The organism is Cryobacterium sp. TMT2-14, from assembly GCF_004402465.1.
GTDB lineage: Bacteria > Actinomycetota > Actinomycetes > Actinomycetales > Microbacteriaceae > Cryobacterium > Cryobacterium sandaracinum.
Genome location: NZ_SOFV01000009.1, coordinates 395,350 through 419,992, shown reverse-complemented (window position 1 = coordinate 419,992; position 24,643 = coordinate 395,350). Strand labels below are relative to the sequence as shown.

The 24,643-nt window shown below is 61.7% G+C and carries 25 protein-coding genes and 1 pseudogene; 20 read left to right on the top strand and 6 right to left on the bottom strand.

The window, feature by feature from the left end:
• The first annotated feature begins 6 nt into the window (after positions 1-6).
• The 6 genes from E3O28_RS04460 to E3O28_RS04440 all read left to right on the top strand — a co-directional run bounded on the left by E3O28_RS04460 (position 7) and on the right by E3O28_RS04440 (position 8,088).
• Positions 7-1,824 carry a glycoside hydrolase family 15 protein gene (locus E3O28_RS04460; RefSeq protein ID WP_134415289.1) on the top strand — a complete coding sequence of 606 codons (1,818 nt, stop codon included), beginning with the start codon at positions 7-9 and terminating at the stop codon, positions 1,822-1,824.
• Positions 1,821-2,750, top strand: coding sequence for an SDR family oxidoreductase (locus E3O28_RS04455; protein ID WP_134415288.1), 930 nt, complete (start codon positions 1,821-1,823; stop codon positions 2,748-2,750). Before E3O28_RS04460 ends, E3O28_RS04455 begins: the two co-directional genes overlap by 4 nt.
• Positions 2,751-2,845: 95 nt before the next feature.
• Positions 2,846-2,995, top strand: a complete 150-nt coding sequence (locus E3O28_RS16235) for a hypothetical protein (protein WP_166784735.1) — start codon at positions 2,846-2,848, stop codon at positions 2,993-2,995.
• A gap of 646 nt (positions 2,996-3,641) precedes the next feature.
• On the top strand, positions 3,642-4,529 hold the full coding sequence (locus E3O28_RS04450) for a PRD domain-containing protein (protein WP_134415287.1): 888 nt from the start codon (positions 3,642-3,644) through the stop codon (positions 4,527-4,529).
• Positions 4,530-4,730: 201 nt separating this feature from the next.
• Positions 4,731-6,584: a beta-glucoside-specific PTS transporter subunit IIABC gene (locus tag E3O28_RS04445; RefSeq protein ID WP_134415286.1), complete on the top strand. Its 1,854-nt coding sequence runs from the start codon at positions 4,731-4,733 to the stop codon at positions 6,582-6,584.
• A gap of 82 nt (positions 6,585-6,666) precedes the next feature.
• Positions 6,667-8,088 (top strand): glycoside hydrolase family 1 protein, encoded by a 1,422-nt coding sequence (locus E3O28_RS04440; RefSeq protein ID WP_134415285.1) that lies wholly within the window; start codon positions 6,667-6,669, stop codon positions 8,086-8,088.
• 693 nt (positions 8,089-8,781) lie between these two features.
• Here the strand turns inward: E3O28_RS04440 and E3O28_RS04430 are convergent.
• Complete coding sequence (locus tag E3O28_RS04430; RefSeq protein ID WP_134415284.1) at positions 8,782-9,195, bottom strand: hypothetical protein; 414 nt, start codon at positions 9,193-9,195, stop codon at positions 8,782-8,784.
• A gap of 727 nt (positions 9,196-9,922) precedes the next feature.
• On the opposite strand from E3O28_RS04430, the gene E3O28_RS04425 reads away from it, so the two are divergent.
• The 9 genes from E3O28_RS04425 to E3O28_RS04385 all read left to right on the top strand — a co-directional run bounded on the left by E3O28_RS04425 (position 9,923) and on the right by E3O28_RS04385 (position 16,969).
• The gene (locus E3O28_RS04425; protein WP_134415283.1) at positions 9,923-10,345 is read left to right on the top strand and encodes a hypothetical protein; all 423 of its coding nucleotides are present in this window, start codon (positions 9,923-9,925) and stop codon (positions 10,343-10,345) included.
• Positions 10,346-10,611: 266 nt separating this feature from the next.
• Positions 10,612-11,667 carry a DUF4238 domain-containing protein gene (locus tag E3O28_RS04420; RefSeq protein ID WP_166784734.1) on the top strand — a complete coding sequence of 352 codons (1,056 nt, stop codon included), beginning with the start codon at positions 10,612-10,614 and terminating at the stop codon, positions 11,665-11,667.
• 318 nt (positions 11,668-11,985) lie between these two features.
• On the top strand, positions 11,986-12,864 hold the full coding sequence (locus E3O28_RS04415) for an alpha/beta hydrolase (RefSeq protein ID WP_134415281.1): 879 nt from the start codon (positions 11,986-11,988) through the stop codon (positions 12,862-12,864).
• A 42-nt stretch (positions 12,865-12,906) separates the two neighbouring features.
• Complete coding sequence (locus E3O28_RS04410) at positions 12,907-13,644, top strand: phosphotransferase (RefSeq protein ID WP_134415280.1); 738 nt, start codon at positions 12,907-12,909, stop codon at positions 13,642-13,644.
• A gap of 5 nt (positions 13,645-13,649) precedes the next feature.
• The gene (locus tag E3O28_RS04405; protein WP_166784733.1) at positions 13,650-14,246 is read left to right on the top strand and encodes a GNAT family N-acetyltransferase; all 597 of its coding nucleotides are present in this window, start codon (positions 13,650-13,652) and stop codon (positions 14,244-14,246) included.
• A 223-nt stretch (positions 14,247-14,469) separates the two neighbouring features.
• On the top strand, positions 14,470-15,351 hold the full coding sequence (locus E3O28_RS04400; RefSeq protein WP_134415278.1) for a hypothetical protein: 882 nt from the start codon (positions 14,470-14,472) through the stop codon (positions 15,349-15,351).
• Positions 15,348-15,710 carry a GntR family transcriptional regulator gene (locus E3O28_RS04395; protein ID WP_134415277.1) on the top strand — a complete coding sequence of 121 codons (363 nt, stop codon included), beginning with the start codon at positions 15,348-15,350 and terminating at the stop codon, positions 15,708-15,710. Before E3O28_RS04400 ends, E3O28_RS04395 begins: the two co-directional genes overlap by 4 nt.
• A 369-nt stretch (positions 15,711-16,079) precedes the next feature.
• Positions 16,080-16,385, top strand: coding sequence for a hypothetical protein (locus E3O28_RS04390; protein ID WP_134415276.1), 306 nt, complete (start codon positions 16,080-16,082; stop codon positions 16,383-16,385).
• A 74-nt stretch (positions 16,386-16,459) separates the two neighbouring features.
• A complete protein-coding gene (locus E3O28_RS04385; RefSeq protein ID WP_134415275.1) occupies positions 16,460-16,969 on the top strand; it encodes a DinB family protein in 510 nt (169 codons plus the stop codon).
• 169 nt (positions 16,970-17,138) lie between these two features.
• On the opposite strand, the gene E3O28_RS04380 is transcribed toward E3O28_RS04385, so the two are convergent.
• Positions 17,139-17,609 carry a GNAT family N-acetyltransferase gene (locus tag E3O28_RS04380; RefSeq protein ID WP_104099208.1) on the bottom strand — a complete coding sequence of 157 codons (471 nt, stop codon included), beginning with the start codon at positions 17,607-17,609 and terminating at the stop codon, positions 17,139-17,141.
• Positions 17,610-17,886: 277 nt separating this feature from the next.
• Here E3O28_RS04380 and E3O28_RS04375 point away from each other — a divergent pair, with 277 nt between their 5' ends.
• The 4 genes from E3O28_RS04375 (at position 17,887) to E3O28_RS04360 (ending at position 20,401) form a co-directional block, all read left to right on the top strand.
• Positions 17,887-18,336 carry a GNAT family N-acetyltransferase gene (locus E3O28_RS04375; protein WP_241973006.1) on the top strand — a complete coding sequence of 150 codons (450 nt, stop codon included), beginning with the start codon at positions 17,887-17,889 and terminating at the stop codon, positions 18,334-18,336.
• 138 nt (positions 18,337-18,474) lie between these two features.
• Complete coding sequence (locus tag E3O28_RS04370) at positions 18,475-19,512, top strand: hypothetical protein (RefSeq protein WP_134415273.1); 1,038 nt, start codon at positions 18,475-18,477, stop codon at positions 19,510-19,512.
• On the top strand, positions 19,509-19,871 hold the full coding sequence (locus E3O28_RS17195) for a GntR family transcriptional regulator (protein ID WP_134343394.1): 363 nt from the start codon (positions 19,509-19,511) through the stop codon (positions 19,869-19,871). The genes E3O28_RS04370 and E3O28_RS17195 overlap by 4 nt, the downstream gene beginning before the upstream one ends.
• 107 nt (positions 19,872-19,978) lie before the next feature.
• Entirely contained in the window at positions 19,979-20,401 is a 423-nt protein-coding gene (locus tag E3O28_RS04360) for a YkvA family protein (RefSeq protein ID WP_134415272.1), read from the top strand.
• A 129-nt stretch (positions 20,402-20,530) separates the two neighbouring features.
• On the opposite strand, the gene E3O28_RS04355 is transcribed toward E3O28_RS04360, so the two are convergent.
• The gene (locus tag E3O28_RS04355; protein WP_134343392.1) at positions 20,531-21,187 is read right to left on the bottom strand and encodes a CatA-like O-acetyltransferase; all 657 of its coding nucleotides are present in this window, start codon (positions 21,185-21,187) and stop codon (positions 20,531-20,533) included.
• Positions 21,188-21,283: 96 nt separating this feature from the next.
• On the opposite strand from E3O28_RS04355, the gene E3O28_RS04350 reads away from it, so the two are divergent.
• Positions 21,284-21,820, top strand: coding sequence for a GNAT family N-acetyltransferase (locus E3O28_RS04350; RefSeq protein WP_134343391.1), 537 nt, complete (start codon positions 21,284-21,286; stop codon positions 21,818-21,820).
• 34 nt (positions 21,821-21,854) lie between these two features.
• Here E3O28_RS04350 and E3O28_RS04345 read toward each other — a convergent pair whose 3' ends face one another.
• The 3 genes and pseudogenes from E3O28_RS04345 to E3O28_RS04335 all read right to left on the bottom strand — a co-directional run bounded on the left by E3O28_RS04345 (position 21,855) and on the right by E3O28_RS04335 (position 24,547).
• Positions 21,855-22,292 carry an ASCH domain-containing protein gene (locus tag E3O28_RS04345; protein ID WP_134343390.1) on the bottom strand — a complete coding sequence of 146 codons (438 nt, stop codon included), beginning with the start codon at positions 22,290-22,292 and terminating at the stop codon, positions 21,855-21,857.
• 76 nt (positions 22,293-22,368) lie between these two features.
• Positions 22,369-22,983 (bottom strand): annotated as a pseudogene (locus E3O28_RS04340) (recombinase family protein).
• Positions 22,984-23,266: 283 nt separating this feature from the next.
• Positions 23,267-24,547 (bottom strand): hypothetical protein, encoded by a 1,281-nt coding sequence (locus E3O28_RS04335; protein WP_134415271.1) that lies wholly within the window; start codon positions 24,545-24,547, stop codon positions 23,267-23,269.
• Positions 24,548-24,643: the final 96 nt, after the last annotated feature.

Here is a 24,643-nt window from a genome sequence, read left to right as displayed (position 1 = left end):
TGCCGCATGGCCGCCATGAAAGCCCGCACCGACGGTTATGTCGATCTGCGGGATTATGCCGCGATCGGGGATGGCAGGACGGTCGCGCTCATCGCCCGGGACGGCAGCATCGACTGGCTCCCCATTCCCGATATGGATTCCACCCCGGTCTTCGCCCGGCTGCTGGATGCCGAAGGCGGCGGTCAGATCGAACTCGCGCCGACCGAGCCGTATACCGTTCGACGCAGCTACCTCAGCGGGACGAACGTGCTGCGGACAACATTCACCACGGAGTCCGGGGTCGCACGCGTCACGGACGCGCTAATCACGGGCTTCGCCGGACGCCTGCCGTGGGTTGAGCTGGCGCGTCGCATCGAGGGGATCCGGGGCGCCGTGAAGTTCCGCTGGAACATCGCGCCGGGCACCCGTTTCGGCTCGTCGTCGCCGTGGGTCGAAGATGGCCCCCTCGGCAAGATCCTGCGAATCGACACGGTCAACCTCACCGTGCAAGGCATCCAGCACGGGCCACGCGGCGGCGGCGATCGCACGATAGCGGGTGGATTCACGACGTCGAAGGGGTCGCGACACCTGCTTGTCGTCGCGGGAACGGCGGATGGTCCGCTTCCCATTCCGGTTGGAAAATATACGGATGCCGCCATCGACCGCTCCATCAGCGCGTGGCGCGCCTGGTCGAAGGAGTTCAGTTACGACGGCCCCTGGGCGCTCCACGTGCACCGCAGCGCGCTCGTACTGAAGCTCCTTATGTACGCCTCGACCGGTTCAATCGCTGCGGCGGCGACGACCTCGCTGCCTGAAAGCCTGCGCGGGGGCAAGAATTGGGACTACCGCTACGCGTGGGTGCGTGATCTCGCCTATACCGTCCACTCGTTGGTGCGGTTCGGTCTGCGGGAGGAGACGCATTCGGCGGTGGACTGGCTACTCCGGACGCTCAAGAATCACGGTCCCGAACTGCAGATCCTCTACACACTCATCGGTGAGCTCCCGGGGGAGGTCACCACGCACCAGGTACCCGGGTGGCGGGAGATCGGCCCGGTGGTCTCAGGAAACCGGGCGACCGATCAGGTGCAGCTCAGCGTCTACGGCGACCTCTTTGACGTGATTCGCATCTACGTCACCGCCGGCAACGTGCTGGACGGAGAGACAGGCCTGCTGCTAGAGTCCCTCGCCGAACACACCGCTGGAGTCTGGCGACAGGAAGACGCGGGGATCTGGGAGCTCGAGGAGCAGCACCACAACACCTCCTCGAAGATGGGCTGCTGGCAAGCGCTGGATGCTGCGGCCCAGCTGTGCGAGGCCGGCCACATGCCCGGCGATGTGAAGCGATGGCGAGCCGAATGTGACGAGATCCGAACTTGGATCGACGAGCACTGTTGGTCCGATACGCTCCAAGCCTACGTCGCCCACGCCGGGGACGAGAGCCTGGACGCCTCAGTACTGCGGCACGCTACGAGCGGCTTCGACCGCGGGCCCCGCATGTCGTCAACCATCGACGCCATCCGGAATGAGTTGGGCAGGGGCCCGCTGCTCTATCGCTACAGCGGAGCCGATCAGGAGGAGGGAGCCTTCGTCGCCTGCTCCTTCTGGATGGCGAGCGCATTGGCTTGCGTAGGTCGCCACAACGAGGCCACGGCGCTCATGGACGAACTCGTCCAGCTCTCGAACGATGTGGGTCTTTTCGCCGAGATGATCGAGCCGAGCGATCACTCGTTCCTCGGTAATCTGCCCCAGGGCCTCAGCCATATAGGACTCATCAACGCGGCCATCACCATCGAAGAGCTCTCGGGTGCCGACGGAGCATCCCGCTCGGCAAGGAGACAGAAATGACAGAGCCCACCGCAACACCCGCCCCTGTGAAGCCCGACCAGTACACCTTCGGCGATCCGCGCACCCGCTACCCCGTCATCAGCCCACCCGTTCAGCAACAAGACGAGCCCGGTATCCAGTCGCAGATGACGCCAGTGCCCGACCTCGGCGAGGCGACGTACCGCGGAACCGGCCGACTCACCGGCCGGCGTGCCTTGATCACGGGAGCAGACTCCGGCATCGGTGGCGCAGTGGCTATCGCCTTCGCCCGCGAGGGAGCCGATATCACGATGTCGTACCGCCCAGAAGAGGAGTCGGATGCGCGTCACATTGCCGACGTCATCAAGCGGGCCGGTCGGACCGCGACGTTGGTGCCGGGCGATCTCACCGACCCGGCCTACTGCCGAGCGCTCGTCGACACGGCGGTGAGCGCCATGGGCGGACTCGACGCGGTCGTCAACGTCGCCGGCAAGCAGGTGTGGCAACCAACGCTCGCGGAGCTCAGCGATGAGCAGTTCGAGCAGACCTACGCGACGAACGTCTTCGCACTCTTCTGGATCATCAAGGCGGCCGTGCCCCACCTCGAACCCGGTTCGACGATCATCAACACCGCGTCGCTCGAGGCCTACACCCCCTCACCGGATCGATTGGACTACGCGAGCACCAAAGGCGCAATCAACAATCTCTCTAAGGGGCTGGCCCAGCAGCTCATCCCGCACGGCATCCGAGTCAATGTCGTCGCACCGGGGCCGACCTGGACCGCGTTGCAGGTCACGCGCGGCGTGGACCCGGAGACGCTTCCCGAGTTCGGATCCAGCGAGACGTCGATGGGACGAGCCGCGCAACCGGCCGAGCTGGCGCCGGCATACGTGTTTCTCGCCTCCGCGGAATCCAGCTTCGTCGTCGGGGAGACCCTCAACGTGAACGGTGGGATGAACACGCCCTAAGAGCAGCCGCCGGCCAAATGGCCGAAGATTGTTCCGTTGTACGGCGACCGGTTTTTCCGGCTGATCCCACCGGACCTTCCGCACCCGTGTTTTCGGTGTACCAGACCGACGTGATTATCTACGGCGATGATCTGCTCGACTACGTCCAGCACGAATTCGGCAGCCAGAATATGGCTTCCTCCCGGCTCAACGCGCATAGTCTCGCGCCTTGGACACTTTTCGCCTTCGACATGGACCTGGAATAGTCGACGATGAGATTCGGACGTCCCGCTAACCGTTGGCCAGCTGCGACGAAATCCTCCCGAAGAATTTGGCGCAGGATATCCTCGGGAGGTCCGGCACGGTCGTGCAACTCCACGAAAAGGAGCCTGACGCAGTAGACCCCCCTCGTCGACAGAATGGTCACCGATGGCATAGCCTGCGGTGGCATTGTCACGAGGCCCAGATTAGCGACGGTGCTGTCATGATTGGCCAACTGGCCAACTGGCGAACCAGTAACTCGTCGACATGTATTCCGCAGGCAACGACACCATCGTCCGGGAGCAGAAGGCCGAGAGCTTGAGCGCAAGATTCCCTGAACCAGCCATATTCGATGCAATCGATTCTTGGCTCGCTTCATTCTCCACAAGGCTCGATGAATCGGGCGTGTCCTAGACACCGACTCCCCGCCCAAAGGGAATAGCGACCGGGTCGCTGGCTTCAGCCGTGGCGGCCAAGAGTCCATGTCTTTGGGAGCGGCTCTGGAGGGAGCAGCTTGTGAGTCTTGTGAGTTTGGTCGCACCGACATTCCTGCCGATTGCAGGCAGGCGAGAACTTGTCCGGCCGCGCGCCTGAGCCGTGATGAGTTGATTGACCGATCTTCGCGATCCGTACCGGTCCTAAACTGTCAACATGGCGACGGAACGCAAACTAAACAGCGCCCCGAGAGTCGTTGCACACAAGGTGCTCAACAACAACGTCGTCATTTCGATTGACGTGTCTGGTCAGGAACGGGTCCTGATGGGCCGCGGGCTGGGATTCCAGCTGCTCCCCACCGATACGATCGACCCAGCGAAGGTCGAGAAGACCTTTATCCTCGACCAGGGCGCCGGGGCCGAGCATGCTCGTCAACTTCTGACCACGGTGCCGTACTCGGTCATCGAGGCTGTCACCACAGCCGTCGACGAAGCCGAACGGGCGTTGGGGCGCAGTCTCGGGCGTCGGCTACAGCTCGCCATCATCGATCACATCCAATATGTGCTGGAGCGAATGCAGAAAGGCATCCGCATGCCGACAACGTCGATGCCCGAATTGAGAGTTCTGCACCCGCAGGAATTCGCCGCCGCGACCGTGATGTCCCAGTCGGTGGGCGCTAGCTTGCAGACCGCCCTCCCCGAAGAAGAAGCGCTCTTCCTGACGATGCACATTCTGAACGCGACCCGGGATGAGCCGAACGGGACCGCGGCGCTGCTGTTTCGCCGGGTGCAGCACGTGGTCACGACCGTCGAGGGCGGCCTCGGAGTGAAGCTGGACCCGGTGAGCCCCGATTACGCGCGATTCATCCTGCACATCCAGTTCCTCTTGCAACGGCTGGTAGCGAAGGCGATGCTGCGTGGCTCGGACACGTCGTTTTTCGAGTTCGCCAAGCACAGCTACCCGCGCTCCTACGCCATCGCTGCCGACATCAAGTCCTACGTGAGTGCGGCCACCGGCTCGGACCTCACTGATGAGGAACTCCTGTACGTGATCGTGCACGTGGAACGGCTCGCCAACCAGATTGTTGATGCAGCAACCGCCTGACGGCGTGCTAGCGTTATCGATGCAGGGCGAAGATGCCCTGTGAAAGCACCACGGATTGTTACCGCATTAGCGGGCAAAACCTGTACTCACGTCGCCATCACGGCGGCGAACGAGTTCAGGTCTTTTTTTTGCCCAAAATCCCCGTGAGGTGATTTCTGGAGATGGAAGCCGCGAGGTCGCGGCGGGAGGCGAATGACACGGATGGATTACTCAAAGACCGCTGCTGCGGTCCTGAAAGGCGTCGGCGGCGAGGAAAATGTTTCGTCAGTCATGCACTGCGCGACGCGGCTGAGGTTCGTCGTCAAGGACGATGCAAAGGTGAACAAGGCGGCGGTCAAGGCCGCGCCCGGCGTCATCGCTACGGCCGAGGCTGGCGGTCAGTTCCAGGTCGTCATCGGCAACGAGGTACCAGAGGTCTTTGCCGAGATTGGCAAGATCTCGAAGCTGTCGGGCCCCGGCGAGAACCAGAAGTCGGTGTCCAGTGGCCCGAAGGGCAACCTACTGAACCGCTTCATCGCGATGATCTCGGCGATCTTCACCCCGTTGCTCTGGGCTATGGCCGGAACCGGTCTGCTCAAGGCATTCCTGGCCGCATCGGTCACCTTCAGCTGGATCGACAACACGACGACGACCTACGTGATCATGAACGCCCTCTCCGATGCGTTCATCAATTTCCTCCCACTGGCTCTGGCGATTACCGCTGCGAAGTACTTCAAGGCGGCCGAGTTCACCTCGCTAGCGATCGCCGGTGCCTTCGTCTACCCGTCGATCGTGGCCCTCAACGGCGTGCCCGACATCACCTTGTTCGGAATCCCCGTCACGATGGTCAGCTATGTCTCAAGCGTCATCCCGATCATCGTCATCGTTTGGCTGCAGAGCCACGCCGAGCGGTTCCTCTACGCCAAACTCCCCGCCGCGATCCGCCGTTTCTTCACACCGATGCTCCTCGTCCTCACGCTCGTCCCTCTGACCTTCCTGGTCATCGGCCCGCTGTCAGGTCTGATCAGCGGCGGTCTCGCGGCCAGCATCGGCTGGGTCTTCGCCGTCGTCCCGTGGCTCGGTGGTGCCATCATGGGTGGCCTCTGGCAGGTTTTCGTGATCTTCGGCCTGCACTGGGCCTTCGTACCGCTGATGGCCACTGAAATGCAGACGAGCGGCTTGATCTACCTGGCAGCTCCGCTGTTCGCCGCCGTGCTGGCGCAGGCTGCCGCTGTCACGGGCGTCTGGGTGCGCACGAAGAACAAGGACTTGAAGTCCCTCTCCGCCCCCGCGGCATTGTCCGGCTTCCTCGCCGGCGTTACCGAGCCCGCCATCTACGGCGTGAACCTACCCCTCGAGCGCCCATTTGCGTTCGGGATCATCGGTGGTGTGCTCGGCGGTGGCCTGATCTCGGCCGGAGGCATCGCTGCCAACGCTTTCGTCCTCCCGTCCGGATTGTCCCTTCCCGCCCTGTTCAGCCAGGGCAGCATCGTGATGCTCATCCTGGGCCTCTCCGTTGCCATCATTGTGCCGTTCCTCCTTACGGTCATCCTCGGCTTCAAGGACCCGGTCGATGAGGCGGCAGCCCCCATCGCGAGCAACGATGTCCAGGTACTGAGCCCGCTGGACGGCACCGCGGTTCCGCTTACCGGGGTTCCCGACGCGGTCTTTGCCGGTGGCGCCCTGGGAACGGGCGTCGCGATCATCCCCCGAGTCGGAGCCTTGTACGCACCATTCGACGCGGTTGTGGTGGCGGCCTTCCCAACCGGCCACGCCATCGGGCTCAAGCACGCCAATGGAGCGGAGGTGCTCATCCATGTCGGGATCGACACCGTCAAGCTCGCCGGCAAGCACTTCACCTTGAAGGTCGAAAAGGGCCAGCAGGTATCAGCCGGCGACGTCCTAGTGGAGTTCGACATCGCCGCGATCACCGCGGCGGGATACGACATCACAACGCCGGTCATTCTGACGAACCCCAAGAAGTACCCGACCATCGGCTCGCCCGCAGCGGGCCCGGTGGCGCACGGCGATTCCCTCTTCCTCGCCATTGCCGAGGAAGAACTGGCGCTCGCCTAAACAGCACTTGACGCACGAACCGGTGGAGGAGCGGCCCGTCGGCTCCTCCACCCCATGCATTGAGCAATAAAGGAGTACACGAATGACCTATTCATCAACTTTCCCCGCTGACTTCCTCTGGGGCGGTGCCACGGCCGCGAACCAGATCGAGGGCGCGTATATCGAGGGCGGTAAAGGCTTGTCGATCCAGGACGTCATGCCGCAGGGCATCACCACGCCCCGCACCGAGGGCCCGACCGACGACAACCTCAAGCAGGTGTCCATCGACTTTTATCACCGCTACGCCGACGACATAGCCCTTTTCGCCGAGATGGGCTTTAAGACGTTCCGCTTCTCGATCGCCTGGAGCCGGATCTTCCCGCTGGGCGACGAGGCCGAGCCCAACGAGGAGGGTCTCGCATTCTACGATCGCGTGATCGACGAGTGCGAGAAGCACGGCATCGAGCCGCTTGTGACGATCTCGCACTATGAGACGCCGCTGCACCTGACGGAGACCTACGACGGCTGGGTCAACCGCGACCTCATCGGTTTCTACGAGCGTTACGCGCGGGTGTTGTTCGCCCGCTACGGTGCCCGGGTGAAGTACTGGCTCACGTTCAACGAGATCAATTCGGTTCTGCACGCCCCGCTCATGTCGGGTGGCATCAACACGCTGAAAAAGCAGCTCTCCAAGTCCGATCTTTACCAGGCCGTCCATAACGAACTGGTCGCCAGCGCCCTGGCCACCAAGGCCGCCCGAGAGCTTGCCCCCACCGCCCAGGTCGGCTGCATGATCCTCGCGATGCCGACCTACCCCCTGTCTCCCGACCCGGACGATGTGATGGCATCGCTCACAACCGAGCGCACGAACCTCGCCTTTGGCGACATCCACGTGCGCGGCGAATACCCGGGCTACTACCTGCGGAGCCTGCGCGACCAGGGCGTCGATCTCACGATCACCGAGGAAGACCGGTCACTGCTCAAGGAGAACACGGTCGACTTCGTTTCCTTCAGCTACTACGCGAGCATCTGCGAGACGGCTGACGTTTCGCAGCGTGTCATGGGCGAGGGAAACCTCTTCCCCGGTGTGCGCAACCCGACGCTAAAGGCATCCGAGTGGGGTTGGCAGATCGATCCCGTGGGTCTGCGTATCGTGCTCAACCAGTTCTGGGACCGCTGGCAGAAACCGCTCTTCATCGTGGAAAACGGTCTCGGCGCCCAAGACGAGCTCGTCACTATGGACGGCCGCAAGACCGTCATCGACGACTACCGGATCGCCTACTTCAACGATCACCTTGTACAGGTCGGCGAAGCCGTCGCCGATGGCGTCGCCGTCATGGGCTACACGTCCTGGGGCTGCATCGACCTCGTCAGCGCCAGCACAGCACAGATGAGCAAGCGGTACGGGTTCGTCTACGTCGATCGCAACGATGACGGTACCGGAACTCTGGACCGCTTCAAGAAAAAGTCGTTCGACTGGTATGCCGAGGTCATCCGAACAAACGGTGAGAGCCTCACGCGGTAGCGGCAAAAATTGCGGACATGAGTATTCCTGCTTCCGCCTTGCAGTGAGATCACCGCGTACGAGGAGTCTGTGTGGCCGGATACCGGAGGGATTATCACGGGTCTGCTCGTGTTCGGGTGAGAATGATCGGGCCATCATTTGTGATCGCGATGGTGTGTTCGGAGTGCGCGGTGCGACTTCCGTCTGCACTGCGCAGCGTCCACCCGTCGGGGTCCATCCGCAGCTTGTCCGTGCCACGGTCCTTGACGCTCAGCCACGACGTAACCCGCCCATTCAAGTTCCCGTTGAAGGTTCCAATACGCCACTCCCCCGAAACTTCGGAACCACGGCAAATTGGAGGCGAATCTGAGCCTGTAGACAACACTCCGCGATACCGGCTCAGAGACCAAGTCACTCCCCCGTCGCACTCAACCCCCCCCCCCGCCTGAAGACATCCCTCTGGCGGGCGATGCTCCATCCGCGCCCGAGCTTGATGTGGCTCAGCGGATCGGCTGACAACGACTCCTTTCTCGCCGTCTCTGAGCCTAGAGACATCTGAAACGGCTACACGCACGAGAAGGAAATCAAGCCGCTGGCGCAGCGCAGGCACCCTTCGAGTTCGCGCAGTATGACGGTGTCTAACGACGCCGTCGCCCCACCGCAGAAGCCGGGCCGCATCTACGAAGGCGTGGCCATCTTCCGCATGCCGGAGTTTCACAAGTACATAGGGGCGATCGTAAATACGTAAGCGAGCATGACGACGTAACCGATCCCACAGGTCCAGGTGTAAGGCCACCTGATTCTTTCCTGCTCAGCCAACGGCTTCGCGCGTTGCCCCCGTGCAGGGAAGATTCTGACGCGAAGGCTGAGCAGCTTCAATGGGTATAGGAATAGTGCGCCGATGACCAGCGCGGCAGCAATGTAGGCAAGAATCGGCGCCCCTGCGAATTGAGTAAGGGGTGGCAGCCCAAGAGCAATGAAGGCGACCAGGATGTTGTAAGTCCGGTTGATTCGTCCCAAGACCCTGTGCGTCAAGGAGCTTTTCTTGATGGGAAGCCTGAAGTTTCCTCCATAACCGATCGCGTACGCCACACCGCAGAAGAACACACCTGTCAGGATCTGGATCACTAGCAGTACTTTCGAACGTAGCCGAACGCGTCGTAGGCTGGGCAGTCACGCTGATTTCCTGTTCTTCCTCGCCGAAGAAAACGTACCTGGCCGACAACGTGGACGCGGTCACTGCTTCGTGGGATGGACAGCGCCACGATGATCGGGGCGCCTGCACCCGCTTTCAAGGCTCGTCTTTCCACGGTGACAATGTAGCGCGCAGACTGAAGCGGCCTCGGGAACGGCGCGTTCCCGACTACGAGCGACGGCCGGGACCAGCCGGAAACCACCAACACGTCCCACGTCTGTCCCGGAAAGCGTTCCTAAATGCCACTCCTCCGAGATTTCGGAACTTCGAGGAGTTGGCGTCGAACCTTCGGCCGTAGACGTCCGGTCTACGTGACGTCGACCGGAATCTCTGCCGCTGGAATCATCAGTGGTGTGTCCAACTACAGCACGAACTGCATAGGTGAGCCGGGAGGCGGCGGACGTGTTTGCAGCGCGACGGTTCTCTACGCGCCGGTGACAGAACTGATGGCAAAAGGCTACGGGCTCAACTACGTCACCTAGTTCGATCTCGGGCGAAGTATGTCGGTGATGTGTGGCCATGGCGGAAATATCCGTCGAGGTCACACCCACGTAGTGAACTTATGCGCGCCAACTTAGAAGACTCGAAGCGCGGTCAAGCCCCTGTAACGATCGCCTCTCGTTTCCGTGAGGGGGTATTCATCGCCCGTACATTGTGACCATGAGTCAGAAACGACGGGGGCTGATCGTGATCGCGATTGCCGTAGCAGTCGGCCTGTGTGGGTGCACGACTGAGCCGTCGACGGATATTCCGGAAGGCGTCGCAACGACCGCGTACCCTGGCGAGCCAACACCTCGGCCGAGTGGTCTGGTCGACCCATCTGCGGGCTACGCAACAGTGGTCGATGGGCGGCTGGCGATTGTTCTGTTGGGCAGCTCAAGCTGTCCGCCCCACGCGGACTCGGCCGATCTAGAGACGATGACGTTCGGGTTTTCGGTCGATACCGAAGGACCCTGCACGGCAGATTCTGCCCCAACGACATTCGAGTTCGACGTGCCATCAACCGAGAATTTGACCACGTTCATCACGATAAATCTCACGGCCGGCGACACCTCCAGCTCTCAGCTGCCGGTACTGCGGTAAGCGTCCCCTCTTCAGGACGCACCCTTCGATATCTGCGGCTTTTTCCTGAACTGCGACAACGAATGGGAGGATGCGCAGATGACCCCTGCTCCACCACCCAGCTCTGAACGGGAAGTAACGAAGCAAGGCGCGCGTCTTCAGGACCCTGTGATGTCGGGTTCCGGAGGAAGTCAGTGGCTCGCTAGTCTCTGCGGTCAACGAGGCCCTTCACTATGCGCAGCTGGCATGGAAAGAACAAGTCTCCGAAAGCGTCGGCAGGCGCCAGCATGACATCCGGCAGCACCGCAAAGCTGCATCACTATGTGCCACAGGGTTACCTGCGCGGCTTCGCAACGGGGCAGGAGAGAATCACCGCGATACCACTCGACCGTGCGCGCAAGCCGTTTACGACTTCGGTGAAGAACGTCGCCGCGCAGACGCACTTTCACACGGTCGAAGGCCACGAGGAGCCGGATGCATTCGAGAAAGCACTCGGTTCCGTCGAGGGCGACGCGATCGGGCTGATCCGACGGATGCAGGGCGGAGAGTTCCCACTTCCCGAGGAAGACCGAATGGCGCTCTCCTTCTACCTCGCCCTTCAAGCGGTTCGTGGGCCCGATACTCGACGCACGATGGAAAACCTTCAAGCGAAGATTACTCGCGTCGAGGTAGGCGCGGGAGGACGGAAGAACGTCGGGAAGTGGATCAGAAATAGCCTTGGATTTGATGCCACGGCGGAACAGGAACAGTTCGTTTGGGATGAGGCGACCCAACCAGGTGGCCCCCCGATCAAGTTTTCAAATCTGGCCCACATCCGTCACATGGTCGGAACCGCCGAGGATCTTGCAAAGTATTTTGAAACGCGTCCTTGGTTGCTCGTCCGCTTCGACAAACGTTCGCTCATCACGTCCGACGCGCCGGTGAGTTTGATTGCAAAACCGACGGAGGAGCCATGGCAAGGCGTCGGGTTCGGTACGGCGTGGGGGATCGCCTTTCCGATCACACGTAAGCTCGGGCTGCTAATGAGCGACCCGATGGTCATGATCGAACAGTTTGAGCTGGACGACCCGCGCATTCAGACGGTTCGCGCCGCAGCGATCAGCGGTCGCTTCGACCGAGTCGAAACGGGCTCGACGAAGATGGAACGCCTGTTCAACGAGTACAGTGCGGCCAATGCGCGTGAGTACGTCTACCGACATCCTGATGATGCGGCGTTCGTGCCCGATGAACTCCCCGAGCCGACACTCGTCAACATGGAGGTCGGTGGCTTCACCGACACGGAGTTTGATGGTAAACCGTGGTTCCCTGCGGCCACTTCGCCCGTTCCAGCGGAAGCGGACTGACGTAGCCGTCGCCCAAGCCGCGCCCCGTTTGCAGTCGGTAGACGGCTGGCCCGTAGAGGACGAATGTTCAATTCCGAGTATCACCCGCAGAGACGAAAAAGTATTTGGAGCCCCTTGTGCTTCTAGTAGTCGTCGGGGCCGGCCTTGAGCGGCCTATTCCGGTTATCTGGAATCGGGTGTTCCTCTTTTTGTCCCCCTCATCGCTGCTCTGGTAGCAATCCCGGCGATCGGTCTCCTCTGGTGGGGCCAGGTACGCAGGTGGCCTCCGAAGGACGTCTGAGCTGGGGTTCCCTTTCTTGTGCCGTGTACCGTCGAGTGATGCCAAGCTACGAAAGCTCCGACGGGTCAGCACTTCACTACGATGACGTGCGCCGCAAGGGCAGCGACGGCGACAAATGCCCGGTTATTCTCCTTGCCGGAGGAGCGGCCCGCCACCCCAGCTACCTTGGTGATCTGGCCGGGCTAAGCGATCGGCACCGCCTGATCGTGCCCCACCTACGAGGTGTCGGACGCACGGCCGCGCCCGATCAGGAAGAGCGGGGGTCCTTCTGGACTCAAGCCGACGACATCGAACACCTGCGTGTTCATCTCGGCCTCGATCGCGTCGTGCTGGTGGCTCACTCAGCGGGAACGAGATTGGCCATTGCCTACGCGGCGCAGTTCGCGCTCCGCGTTGCCAGGTTAGTGCTGATCACTCCTCCGGCGGCTTATCTCGTCGATGAGCCATCCGATGCCCACACGCTCAGCAAGAAGCGGCGCGGAGATCCGATTTTCGAAGCCGCTTTCGCAGCTTTGGAAGCGGGGCCCCAGACGGTTGACGATGACGGGTTCAACGCCTGGCAACAGGAGTCAGCGCCGGCCGGATACTCAACCTGGGGCGCAACAGAGCGATCCCATGCGACCATCGGGCGTTGGAGCCTGCCCGCCACGAAGGCGTACTTCAGTGTCGCCCCACCTCGCGACCTCACGGTGCGGCTGGGGCAGGTGATGGCACCCGTGTTGGTGATTGCCGGAGCCGAGGACTGCCTCACCGGATTAGCGCCACTGACCGCACTGGCACGCCTCCTTCCCACAGGCGAATGCGTGGTCATCGAAGGGAGCGGGCACTACCCGTGGGTCGAACAGCCGGCTGCCTTCAGGGGCACGATCGACGAGTTCCTCGAGCAGCCGTCCAAATCGCCCGCGACGAGAGGCTGATTGCCCGGAAAGGGTTCCGCTTACAGCCCTTAGGTTGGAGGAATGGATGAACAGGTTCTAACCGGGGGAAACTCGAGCATGGTCGTGCGGGTAGGCGACACCGTTCGCCGCCCCACCGGACCTTGGACTCCCGCGGTACATCAACTTCTGACCACACTCCGCGCGGCGGGAGTGACGGAAGTACCTGAGCCCTTTGGCCTGGACGAGCAGGGCCGCGAAGTGCTCTCTTACCTTCCGGGAACAGTCGGCAACTACCCAATGCCCAGCTGGATCTGGTCGCCCACGATCCTGCACGAGGCTGGGTCCTTGCTTCGGCGGGTGCATGACGCGAGCGCTCCCCTCGCGCACGCGGCCGCCACATGGCAGCTGCCTGCGCACGACCCAATCGAGGTGGTGTGCCTGAACGACGTCGCACCGTACAACATGGTCTTCCAAGACGGGCACATCACCGGTCTTATCGACGTCGACATGGCTTCCCCCGGGCCTCGGATTTGGGATCTCGCTTACCTCGCATATCGGCTCGTCCCGCTCGGCGAGTACGCAGACGATGACGCTCCAGGCTCGGATGCTCGCCCCGGCCGGCTCGATGCGCTCATTCGCTCCTACGGCCATGAGTTCGACCAGGCTGCCGTGCTCCGGACCGCAGCGGATCTCCTGGAGGATCTTGCCGTTCTCACGGATCAACGTGCCGCCGACACGGGTCGCCGTGATTTCGTGGAGCATGCCGCACTATACCGACGCGATCGCGTCCGACTTCTCGACATGATTGCAAGCCACTAGTCCTCGTGAACGCAGATATCCAGGTAATCCAAGTCAACGATCCGCGCCTGCAACACTCAACCCAGGCGGGGTACGTCGTTGTCGGCGAATCTTGGGGCGCCCGCCTGCGCCTGAGCGATCCGCCCGACCTGACGGTGCTAAATGCGGCGGTCGTGGTGGCAACGGACCAAGGATTCCTGATCGAGGAACTCGACGTCAGCTGGGCGCCTCAGGTCACAGCGCTCGAAGCTTTGAATCACGCCGATTACCCCTACACGCCAGCGACGGCCGTGCCGGAGAGCGACGAGTACGACGTGCTCGAACTGTGGAGATCCGGGTGCCGCCTCTTTGGCGCCATCCATGACGGGCAACTCGTGGCCGCCAGCGCACTTTGCCTGACTACCGCGCGCGCAGAAACCGAATTCACGTCCGTCCACCGCTCTTACCGCCGCAGAGGGCTCGCCGTTGCCGTCAAGGCTGCATCGATCACGGCGTTGGCCAACGACGGCGTCAGGATCTTCGGCACAGGAGGAGCTCAAATCAACGCCGGCAGCATCCGCATGAATGAACATCTCGGCTATGCCATCGAAGAACGCTGGCTCAGCCTCACGATGCCGCAATAGAAAAAGAACGCACGCCCGGATGAGGTTCCCCAAGGAAATGGAGTGATCCTCTGTCTCCATTACTGATGGGCCTCGCCGCGCACACGCGAGAAGGCTTGTCACATTCACTTGACGCAAACTGCAACCTCCTTGTATCGTCAAGTCGACACAAGGAGGATATGTGGAAAACATCGGGATTGCAGAGATGTCATTAGGCCTGGTCGGTCTCTTGTTCGTCCTAACGGTGGCGTTCGCCGGCGTGGCGATGGCTGGACGGCGCGGACAGCCGCAGCCGCTCGTGCGTGCGCGGCGTGTGAGCGCGCTGCGGTCCGTTGTTGCGGTCTCAACGGCTCTCGCGGTTTTCGCTGTGGCAATCCTGGTCCATATTGCCAATCCGGTTCTTGAGCTGGTCCCGTTCTTCCTCGGACCACTCGCGGCGGCCGCGGCCGGCCTCATCGCGTTCACGTTAATGCCCGCACCAACGATCGATGGCGCACTTCGACGGCGGAGTAGTAGCGTCAAGCCGCGTACCCTGAGCAACTATTCGCCGTCAGGTCAACGGACGAGGTTCGGGGTCATCGTCGGAACAACGGTCCTGGCGGCCGTAGCCGCAGGGTTGTTGTCGAAAGCCGCGCCGGATGGTCGGTCTCTCTGCACCACCCTATTTCCGGCCGAGTGCAAAGCGGGCGGGCCGTACCTCTTCCCCGGGTGGATGTTTGCGCTCCCGGTGCTGGTACTCACTGGCGTTCTGGTTCTCGCCACTGTTCAGGCTCTGCGCCGCGTTATTGATGCCCCGGCCACTGCCTGGGCGGAACTCAGCGACGCTGACGCAGCCCTGCGTCGAAGCGGCGTCCGGCTGGTCTTTCGCGTCGCGAGCGCACCGTTGGCACTCACCCTCGGCCTTCTACTCGGAATGGCATCCCTGCCGCTGGTCAACGCGCCCCTTCTGGAGACGGGCCTCGACGTGAACGCGGCCGCGACGTTGCACACGATCGGAATGGTTCTGTTTGGGGCTGCAGCCGTAACCCTCATCTACGGCCTCTCACTCGCCTTTCTCGCCGTCATCGGGGCGATCAAACTGCCTCGGACGGCCTTCGCTGGTCCGCGGTCGGAACTCGCGGGATGATCACAGTCGACGCGGATGATCCGACGCCGCCCTTCGAACAAATCCGAGCCGCGCTAGCAGCGGAAATTACCTCGGGCAGACTCGCGGGCGGTCACAGATTGCCCACCGTACGCCAACTCGCCGGCGACCTACACGTGGCAGTTGGAACGGCGGCGCGCGCATACCGCGAGCTCGAAGAGACCGGTCTCGTCGAAACTCGACGCTCCCAAGGAACCCTCGTCCGCCACGACCAGATCGAAGCGTTCGACCTCGACCAAGCAACGGCCGAACTCGTAAGAACAATTCCCCGCGACAAAGTAGCCCTCGCAGAAGTCCTCAAAGCAGTCGAAACCGCCTGGAACCTCGCCAACAGTGATTGAACGTCCCGCAAAGGATCCTGGGCACCCATCGCTCTGAAGAAGCAGGCCCAGACCGTCCCGATGAAGGTTCCCAAACACCACTCCCCCGAAACTCCGGAACCTCGGAGACTCGGCGTCGAATCTGCGTCTGTGGACGTCCGGCTTGCGGGCACGGATACTGGGTCGCTATCGAGAGTGAGTATTCGGCAACAAGTGCGCATCGTTCGCGCTGACGCACACGCGCCGGACAGCGCCACTAAGCAACCAGGCGACAACTGCGTGGCTGCTTCTGCAGTCGTGACGGCGCTTTCGGACCTGGCTATCGCGACACATTCAGTTGCCAGAAGCGATGCCCCCTCGAACCGGTGACCTCTTGCTATCCTCGGGCCCATGGAGCAGACAAGCACCACAACCCGCGTTTATCTCAGCGCCGCAGCGCTCATCATCGGAGGATTTGTCGTCGGGATAGGGATCGTGGGTGCCGGGATCAGCTCCTCATACGGCGGAATGTTCGATTCTGTTCGATGCACCGACCCGAACGTCCCCGCATGCACTGGCCTGTACTACTACTACGGCATGCCGGGCGTCATCCCGCCCTCTGCCGGCATCTTGGGCCTGGCCATGATCGTCACGGGCATACTGGCTCTCCGTAGATCGTTCCAGCGACAAGGTCATGGCCACGCGATCGGGATGTGACAATCTCCCGCCCGCCTTCGTCTCGCTCATCGTTCGCCTAGCGACACGTCTCCGCTCCCTGGCAGGATGAGCGAATGCGAATCGATCCTGATCCAAACTGCGCGGAATTCGGCATGCTTACGCAGTACCTCGATTATCAGCGTGAGACGTTGCTTTCGAAGACCGACGGCCTGACCCGGGAGCAGCTGGCACAAAAGCACTCCCCGTCCGAACTCACCCTCGCGGGCCTGCTTTGCCATCTGGCGCTGGCGGAAGAGGACTGGATGGAGGTCCGCTTTGCTGGCCTCCCTGATCGAGAGCCATGGGCCAGCGTCGACTGGGACGACGACCCGAATTGGGAGTTCCGCACTGCCGCTCTTCTCGATCCTGTGCAGTTGCGGAGTCGCTACCGCGAAGCCTGTGATCGGAGCCGGGCAGTCGTGTCCGAATCGACAGGCTTGGATCAGCTGTCGGTCAAGGCGCTGGGCGATGGCCGCAACTTCTCGCTCCGATGGGTGCTGCTGCACCTTGTCGAGGAGACCGCTCGCCACGCCGGACACGCCGACTTTTTGCGCGAAGCGATTGACGGCACGGTCGGCGAATAGCGAACCGAGACTTCAGAATCCTCGCCAGAGGAGACGTCTTGGAAAAGCATCGATCCGTTTAGTCATTCGGTGATCGGCCGTTGACCAGTCGCGTTGCGGGTTCCACCTACGGGTGTCCATCTCGACGCTGCCCTGCAGTGACGCCAACCAGCGTTAGCGAAGAGAAGGCTCAGTCGAGCTTCTTGAGCATCTTCACCGAGGTTGTCTCGTAGCCGAGGGAATCGTAAAGTCGCCTGGCGCCGGTGTTGAATCCGAAGACGCTGAGGCCGAGAGAGCGCGCACCGTGGGAGCGTGCATATTCTTCGCCGAGCAGCATCGTTGTTCTCCCATGACCCTGGCCACGCTGGTCGGCGTTGATGAAAACGTCCCAGACCCACCACGCCCCCGGGTCGGTGGTGACATCCTGCCCGATCCACAGGTATCCCACTGCCGTACCAACCTCGTTCGTGACGTGAAAGACCTCATTGCCGGGGCTCTGAGTGCCCTCCGGGAACGAACGAGCCATGCTCTCGACCGCTATTCGCCGAGCTTCCTCGTGTGATCGACCCTGGGCAAGTAAGTCACCGACGTACTCCGCGCTGCTTTGCTCAATCCACGTCGGGAAGTCGCTGGCGAGGATTCGCTGAAGGGTTACGGTCATCTCTCAATTCTTCCAGGCCGACCGTCGAGTTGCACCGACGGATTCCGAGGGCGGGGCGCGGACAGGCACGAGGGCATGAACTCTTGGGTGAGGCACAGGCCCCCGATCTCTCGCGCTTAGCGCGTCCCCGTTGGGGCGAGATCCGCTCCACCAATGGCCCAGGTGATTCGTCCAACCGCGCCTGTGCCATTCTCAGGAGATGGATTGGCCTCAACCTGAACCCGTTTGCTCTGAGCGGCTCCTGCTTGAACCACTCGCGGTGGACCATGCAGCTGGGATGGTCGACGTTCTGGCCGACCCGTCGCTATACGAGTACACCGGCGGCGAAGCCCCGTCATTAGACCTGCTCCACAGCAGATATGCCGCACAGACCGTGGGGCAGTCTGATGACGGTTCCCAATGGTGGCTGAACTGGATAGTCACCTACCGAGACACCGGTGAGCCGGTCGGTTTCGTGCAGGCAACCGTCGAGTGCGACGGTTCAACGCTCGTGTCTGAGATCGCCTGGGTCATTTCGCCGAGGCGCCAAGGCCAAGGCATAGCCTCCGAAGCTACCCAGATGATGATCGGATGGTTGCGAGCACACGAGGTTAACCGTTTCACCGCACATATCCATCCGGAGCACCAGGCCTCGATGGGCGTCGCTCGATCAAGCACTACGCCCGACCTCCACCCAGAAAGACGGCGAGACCCGGTGGGTGTCCTAACAAACGCCGAACGCCGCTAGAACGCTCCGGAGAGGGTTCGCCGATCGGACACGAATGGTCCCGCGCTTACTTGCACTGTTTCGATAGCACAATCTTGTGCTACTTTACAGCACAATGCTCGCGATGCTCGCGAGGGATTCGATCTTCTGGGGGCCTAGATGAACTTCCTCTTTCTCTTCGTGCACGCCGTTCAAGATCTACTACCTCTGGAAGTGGCCATCACCTTCGGCCTGGTCCTCTTCGCTCTGTCGTGGGTTCGACCCCGGCGCATGGTTTCACTCCCCCAGACCGGGCGGCGCACGGCCACTCTCACCTGGGCGGGAGTGGCGGGTTCCTTGCTCGTGGTTGTCGTCGCGACGGCAGTCAGCGCGATCGCCGTGTCAACGCCTGACGTATCCGGGTATGACGGTTGGTGGCGCAAGCCGGCTCCGCTATTCGCGGCGACACTCGTGGTGGCTGCGGCGGCCGTAGCGCTTCGACGGATGCCACTTCCCGCGCCGGGAGAGCGTTCAATTGTTCCCCGCCGCCCGTGGCATGCGTTTGCGTCTCGTACCTTGCTCTGGATCTCCGGAATCACCGCGACGTTGCTCGCACTGACGGCAGCGTGGCAGATTGCGATCGCCAGGACGGCGCCTGCAGACGGACCGTTTTTCGGGAACGTTCCCGACTACACCAACCTCCCGATCTACATGAGCTTCAACAGCGGCTATGGGTACCTGTCCGGAGCAGGATGGCCGAACCATCTCGCCACTCTCGTCGTGCTGGCACTGGCCTGCACCGTCTTTTTCGCCGTGCTGCACACGGACGCCAACCGGCCCGTGTTCGCCCGATCGACCGCCTCCAGCGTGCGCTCGGAACGAGAACTAACCGCTCGACTGTTCACGTTCATCCTGCTCGGTGGACTCATCACAACGCTCGGAGCCGTGTGGATGCACACCGGTTCCTCCGGGCAAGCTCTGGTCGGATTAGACGAGCAGTGGGTATCCGACAATGCGTCCTACCCGCGCATTCTCGTAGCCGGCGGCTACGACGCAATCGCCCGCCCTATGAACCTCCTGGGCTATGCACTCCAGGCCGGCGGAGTCGCGTTCCTCCTCCGACTTGCAGTCGACACCGCCCGAGCCGCACTCGCGACACGACGCTCACGCCTCGCAACACCGGAGCATGAAGTCTCGACCAACGGACCACGGCGATGACCGGGACCACGCCAAGCTCTGCGGATGAAATCGATGCGCTCTTCCGCGGAGCGATCCGCTCCGGACAACTCGGTGACGGCGAACGCCTGCCAACCGTCCGACAAACCGCTCGAGATTTCAGCGTCGCACAGGCCACAGCCGCAAAGGCCTACAAATCTTTGGAACGCGACGGACTCATCGTCACCCGCACCGCCGCCGGCTCCCGCGTGGCCCCTGGCGCATCCCGGGCGCCACAGGCGGTCATCGAGCACGCCCGCGCACTCGCGGAAGCAAGCGAAGGCGCACTCGTCACCCTCGAAGACACCATCGCAATCCTCCGCGCAGTCTGGCGAACAGAGGCGACGCACCCGCCCGCATGACGTTCCCGCGCAGGGCTCAGCAGTCGTCCCCACTGCGAGAATCAGAACATGACCTCAACCGCCGCTCGTGAAGCCATCGCGATCATTCATCTGCGCGGCGGCACCTCATGACCACCTGGTGGGAAGTCGCGCTCGGCGTGTTTGGCGGGTTGCTGGTGCTGTGGCTCGCCCTCGTTCTGGTCCTTTGGATCGAACAGCGCAGGCATGCCGGCGGTGCTTCGCTTCGTGACCTCCTTCGTCTCGCGCCCGACGTCGCACGGCTACTCAAACGCCTCACGGCCGATCCAACCCTGTCGATTGGCGTTCGAATCTGGCTTACCGTTCTCTTGGTCTACCTGCTGTCGCCGATAGACGTCATTCCGGATTTCGTCCCTGTTCTCGGCTACGCGGACGACGCCATCGTTGTCGCGATCGCTCTTCGATTCGCGACTCGTCGGGCAGGCAGCGATGCGGTCCAACGGCACTGGCCAGGAACACCCGAAGGGCTAACGGCCGTTCTCCGTCTGGCCGGTTTGAAATCCTCCGCATAACGCGCGTATTCGCTCGTGGGTCCGCACCCGTCGGGCAAGCACCGGTGCACTCCCATGATCGGTACTACTCAACGGCTCCGGTGCGTCTGTCACGGAATCGATCCTCTGTGGGCGACCGCTGAGGGTTCGTTATTTGGAGAGCCACGACGGGTCGGAAAAGAGCGCTTGCAATTCTTGAACAAGGCGAGCCGTATGGAAACCGTCAGCCGCCGCATGGTGCACCTGAATGGCGACAGGCATCACGGTTCGCCCCCCAGTCTCCCGGTACCGACCCAGGGTGAATATAGGCAAGAGATGCTTCCAGCCGTCGCGTATCTGCAAACTGAACCCAGTGAATGACGTCCACGGGATACTCGATATGTCAAACACATTTGCGGGCATATCCGGCTGCGGCTGAAACGACGTGGCATTACGGTATCTAGCCAAGACGTCGACCGCCTGCTGGTGGAAGGTCGAGAAGTCAGCGTGGAAGGGAGACCAGACGTTGGCAAACGTCTCTCGCTCGGGGTTGAAAACGGTGAACGCAGGGTGCACAACATCCCAGGTCGCCGGGACCTTCTCGCCAGTGAGGGTCATCCGAAACTCGACGTGACGATTCACTACTGAGGCAATGGCCCAGATCTGCGCGATATAACTTTTCCACGGAACGACGCGGAGCGCCGCCACCATCTCCGTGACGTCGAGTTCCACCGTGATGGCGTAAGTGCACTCGACGCGCGTGAGGTAGTGCTCGAAGTGCTCCCGCCGAGGCCACTTGTCCAGATCGATCGCGCGCGCTTCTGTCATGCCCACGAGCCTAAGGCTGGCCCCCCTCCCCATCGGTCAGCCCAGTGAACGTTCGACCTACGGGTAGGTCCTGAGCTGGAGTGGGAGGATCGAACGGTGCGACGTCTTTCCAGTCTCGAGGACCACTTCCGGATCACCGAGATCGAGCGAGCTGCTGGCGAAATGTTCCGCAACATCAACATGGCGATAATCGCCGATGATCAACCGATCAGCAGGCAGGATTTCCAGCACTTCGTCACGAACCATGGAGCGTTTGTATGGCTGGTCGACGATGTGATCGTCGCCTACGTGCTCCTCGAGCAGGTTGACGGAGCTGCCCATATTGAGCAGGTCACGGTCCACCCGGAGCACGCGCGTCAGGGCATCGGAGCGCAACTGATTGCCGTGGCTGACTCGTGGGCACGGGAACGCGAACTCCCCGCCGTGACGCTGACCACATTCCGAGACGTTCCGTGGAACGCGCCATACTACGAGCGCCTCGGCTTCCGTGCTTTCTTGCCACGTGAATGGGGCCCGGCGATGAGCGCTCGAATGAATTCAGAAGCTGCGCGAGGGCTCGAAGCCTGGCCGCGCGTGGCGCTGATCCGAACCGTGAGTAAACTCAGCGCACCAGAAGCCAACGTTCACGAGTAATCGCCCGCACGGCGTCGGGCTGCCGGTTTGAGGGCTATCGCTTTGCTTGGCCGAGCGCCTCAATCAATTGGAACCGCTCCAGCACGACGAGCGTGTCGTCATCGACTGTGAAGGTTGGGCTGTTGAGGAAGGCCCGCATCTCCGTGCTGTGCCAGAAGGCTTCGTGACCGCGACGCCAGGCTGCTATGGAGACGAATCCTTCGCCCTCGTCGTGCGCATGCTCGAGGCCGACGTCAGCGAGTCGGACAATCTCGACCCCAATTGTCTGAATGGTCGCCACGGCGAAATTGTGTGAATCAATGACCGTCTGCTTGTTCCCGATGACCGGCAACGGTTCGTCCTCTATCGAGTACTCCACGCGGGTCGAGCTTGTCGATGTCTTTGTGCCGGCCAGGATTGAGGCGACCAGCCGATCCCGAATCGGGCCTGGAAAACCGAACTCAGCAATCGGGAATTCTCCGTGGTTAGTCATGAGGTGATCCTAGGTGCCGAGACTCGCGACCCTGTGCCGTAGGGCGTTCCTTTCTGACACTCACCAGGTGGGGCCACTACTTCTTCGATAGGAGCTTCGCACCGTCCGACCGCAGCTCCCCCGCAGGTGAGACATGGCGGTACAAGGTCTGCCGGGTGATCCCGAGCTCCTTGCAGAGGTCGCCAACCTTCGTTTCCTTCTGACCCATCGCGGCCATGGCCAGGTGGACCTTGGCCGGCGTCATCTTGAACGGCCGCCCGCCCGTCCTCCCCCGTGCTCAAGCTGCGGCAAGCCCGGCGACAGTGCGCTCAGAGATGAGCGCCCGCTCGAACTCGGAGAGAGCAGCAAAGATTCCGAAGACGAGCTTCCCCGGTGCCGTCGTGGTGTCGATCGCTGCGCCCTCTCCGGTGAGCACCTTGAGGCCGATGCCACGGTCGGTGAGGTCATGCACCGTATTGACCAGATGCCGCAGGTCTCGACCGAGCCGGTCCAGCTTCCAAACCAGGAGCGTGTCACCATGACGCAGCGCCTTCAGGCAAGCCGCCAGGTGTGGCCGGTCGTCCTTCTTACCGGATGCCATGTCCTCGTAGAGATCCCCTGCAGCGACGCCGGCGGCCAGGAGTGCGTCTCGTTGTAGATCAGTGCTCTGCGAACCATCAGCTTTTGACACGCGCATGTATCCGACGTGCATGCTCGACCCCTGTCATTTAAACGTCCGATTGAGCGACCGAGTAATCTCGCCCCTCGAGGTAGGCAGACACTGTCACACCACCCGTCATTTAATCTCCATATCGCAAACAATGCACAACAGACCAACGTGACGCCTGCATAGCCCCCAGCGCTGTCATAGTCCGCCCTATCACCTGGTGCGCCGTGAGCTGAGTCCGCGAGACTCCACAGAGGCCCGAATACCTCGTGTCATGGGTCAAGAGGCGCTGGGGTTTTGAGACACTTCGCATATTGCGGTTGCAGCTTCAGACCACCCGCACTGGAGCATCGTTTGCGGCCCACTCGGGCCGTGAAGAGTTTGAGGTCACATCGGTCCATCCGGCTCCCTCGGTCGGGAAGCAGGCTGGCGGCTCTACGCCTTCGTATTGCCACTCGATCGCGAGATTCCCGTCTCCTCCGACCCCAAAGAACCACCCGCTAGGAGTTTCCCGCCAGGCGTACCAGGCTTGGCTGTCGCTGCGGACTCTGAGCTCAATGCCGTGCTTGAGCGGCAGGCCATCCTTCGTGACGTCGCCGAGGAGCTCGAGCATGTCGGACTTAAAGTGACCAAGGCGATTCCGGTGCCATCCCATTTGCATGTAGAAGAGGTGTTTGAGTACTTTCTTGGTGGCCGCGAACTCGCGTCGATCTCGACGAAGTCCGTTCTCGTCCGTTCCGGCGACACCTGACATGGTCAGCAGCCGCTCAAGTCGATCTTTCTCTGCATTGACGTTGCGTCGAATAGCTCGGCGGTAATCCCGCATTACTTGCTGGGCACCCCGAAAGGTCTTCTGTCGGGCGAGTCGTCCTAGCCATTGACCCGCAAAATGGGCGGCGTAGAAGGTGCTGAAATGGATGCCCATCAGAAAGGCCAGACGAACACGGCGCGGCGGTTCCACCTTGTTGTTGTGCCAGCTAAGGAGGCTCAATACCGTCTCTGCGCTCATGAGGATTGCAAGGGCAATAATCAACGGTAGGAGCATGAGCGGGAGCCAGATCGAGAGCGCAAGCGAAAGCGCGATGTCGCGGATGCTAAGCGCATCCCACGACGAGACCAGCGTGTATGTGGTGAACGCTGCGAGCCCAATCCCGATAAGGCTGAGAAGTACGTCGCATCCCCTGGCGAGTTTGTGTGTTTCCGGCGCGCGCTTGCCGTACACAGAGAGCATCGCCAGTACAACGAGCACTGACTGGAGGAAGAGCTCTCCCGGGATTGAGAATGAAGCGAGCGCCACATAGAAAGCAAGAAAGCCTGACAAGCCGATCGTCTCCCAGCCAACTGATCGGACGAGCTTCACTCCTGACTTCACTTTGGGGGCGCTGACGATTAGAGGAAGGCCAACGAAGAAGATTGTGATGAGGGTGTCCTTAAGGATGCCAACACCCCAGAGATCTAGATGCGCAGCCAACGCGACGCAACCTGTCGCATAGAGGAGATATACGGCCACGACGACAAGGATTTTCCAGTTGAAGAACGCCCCAAACAATTCTCGAACTGCTAACCGAATCTCAGATCGGTTCTTTGCGAAAAGAAGCAGTGCCATCACAGTAAGAGCCCTGAGTATGAGGGATGCGATTTCTCGATTCGATAGCGCCATGGCGCCATGGCGCCAGATTACGGCCCGCAACGACCCCAATCGACG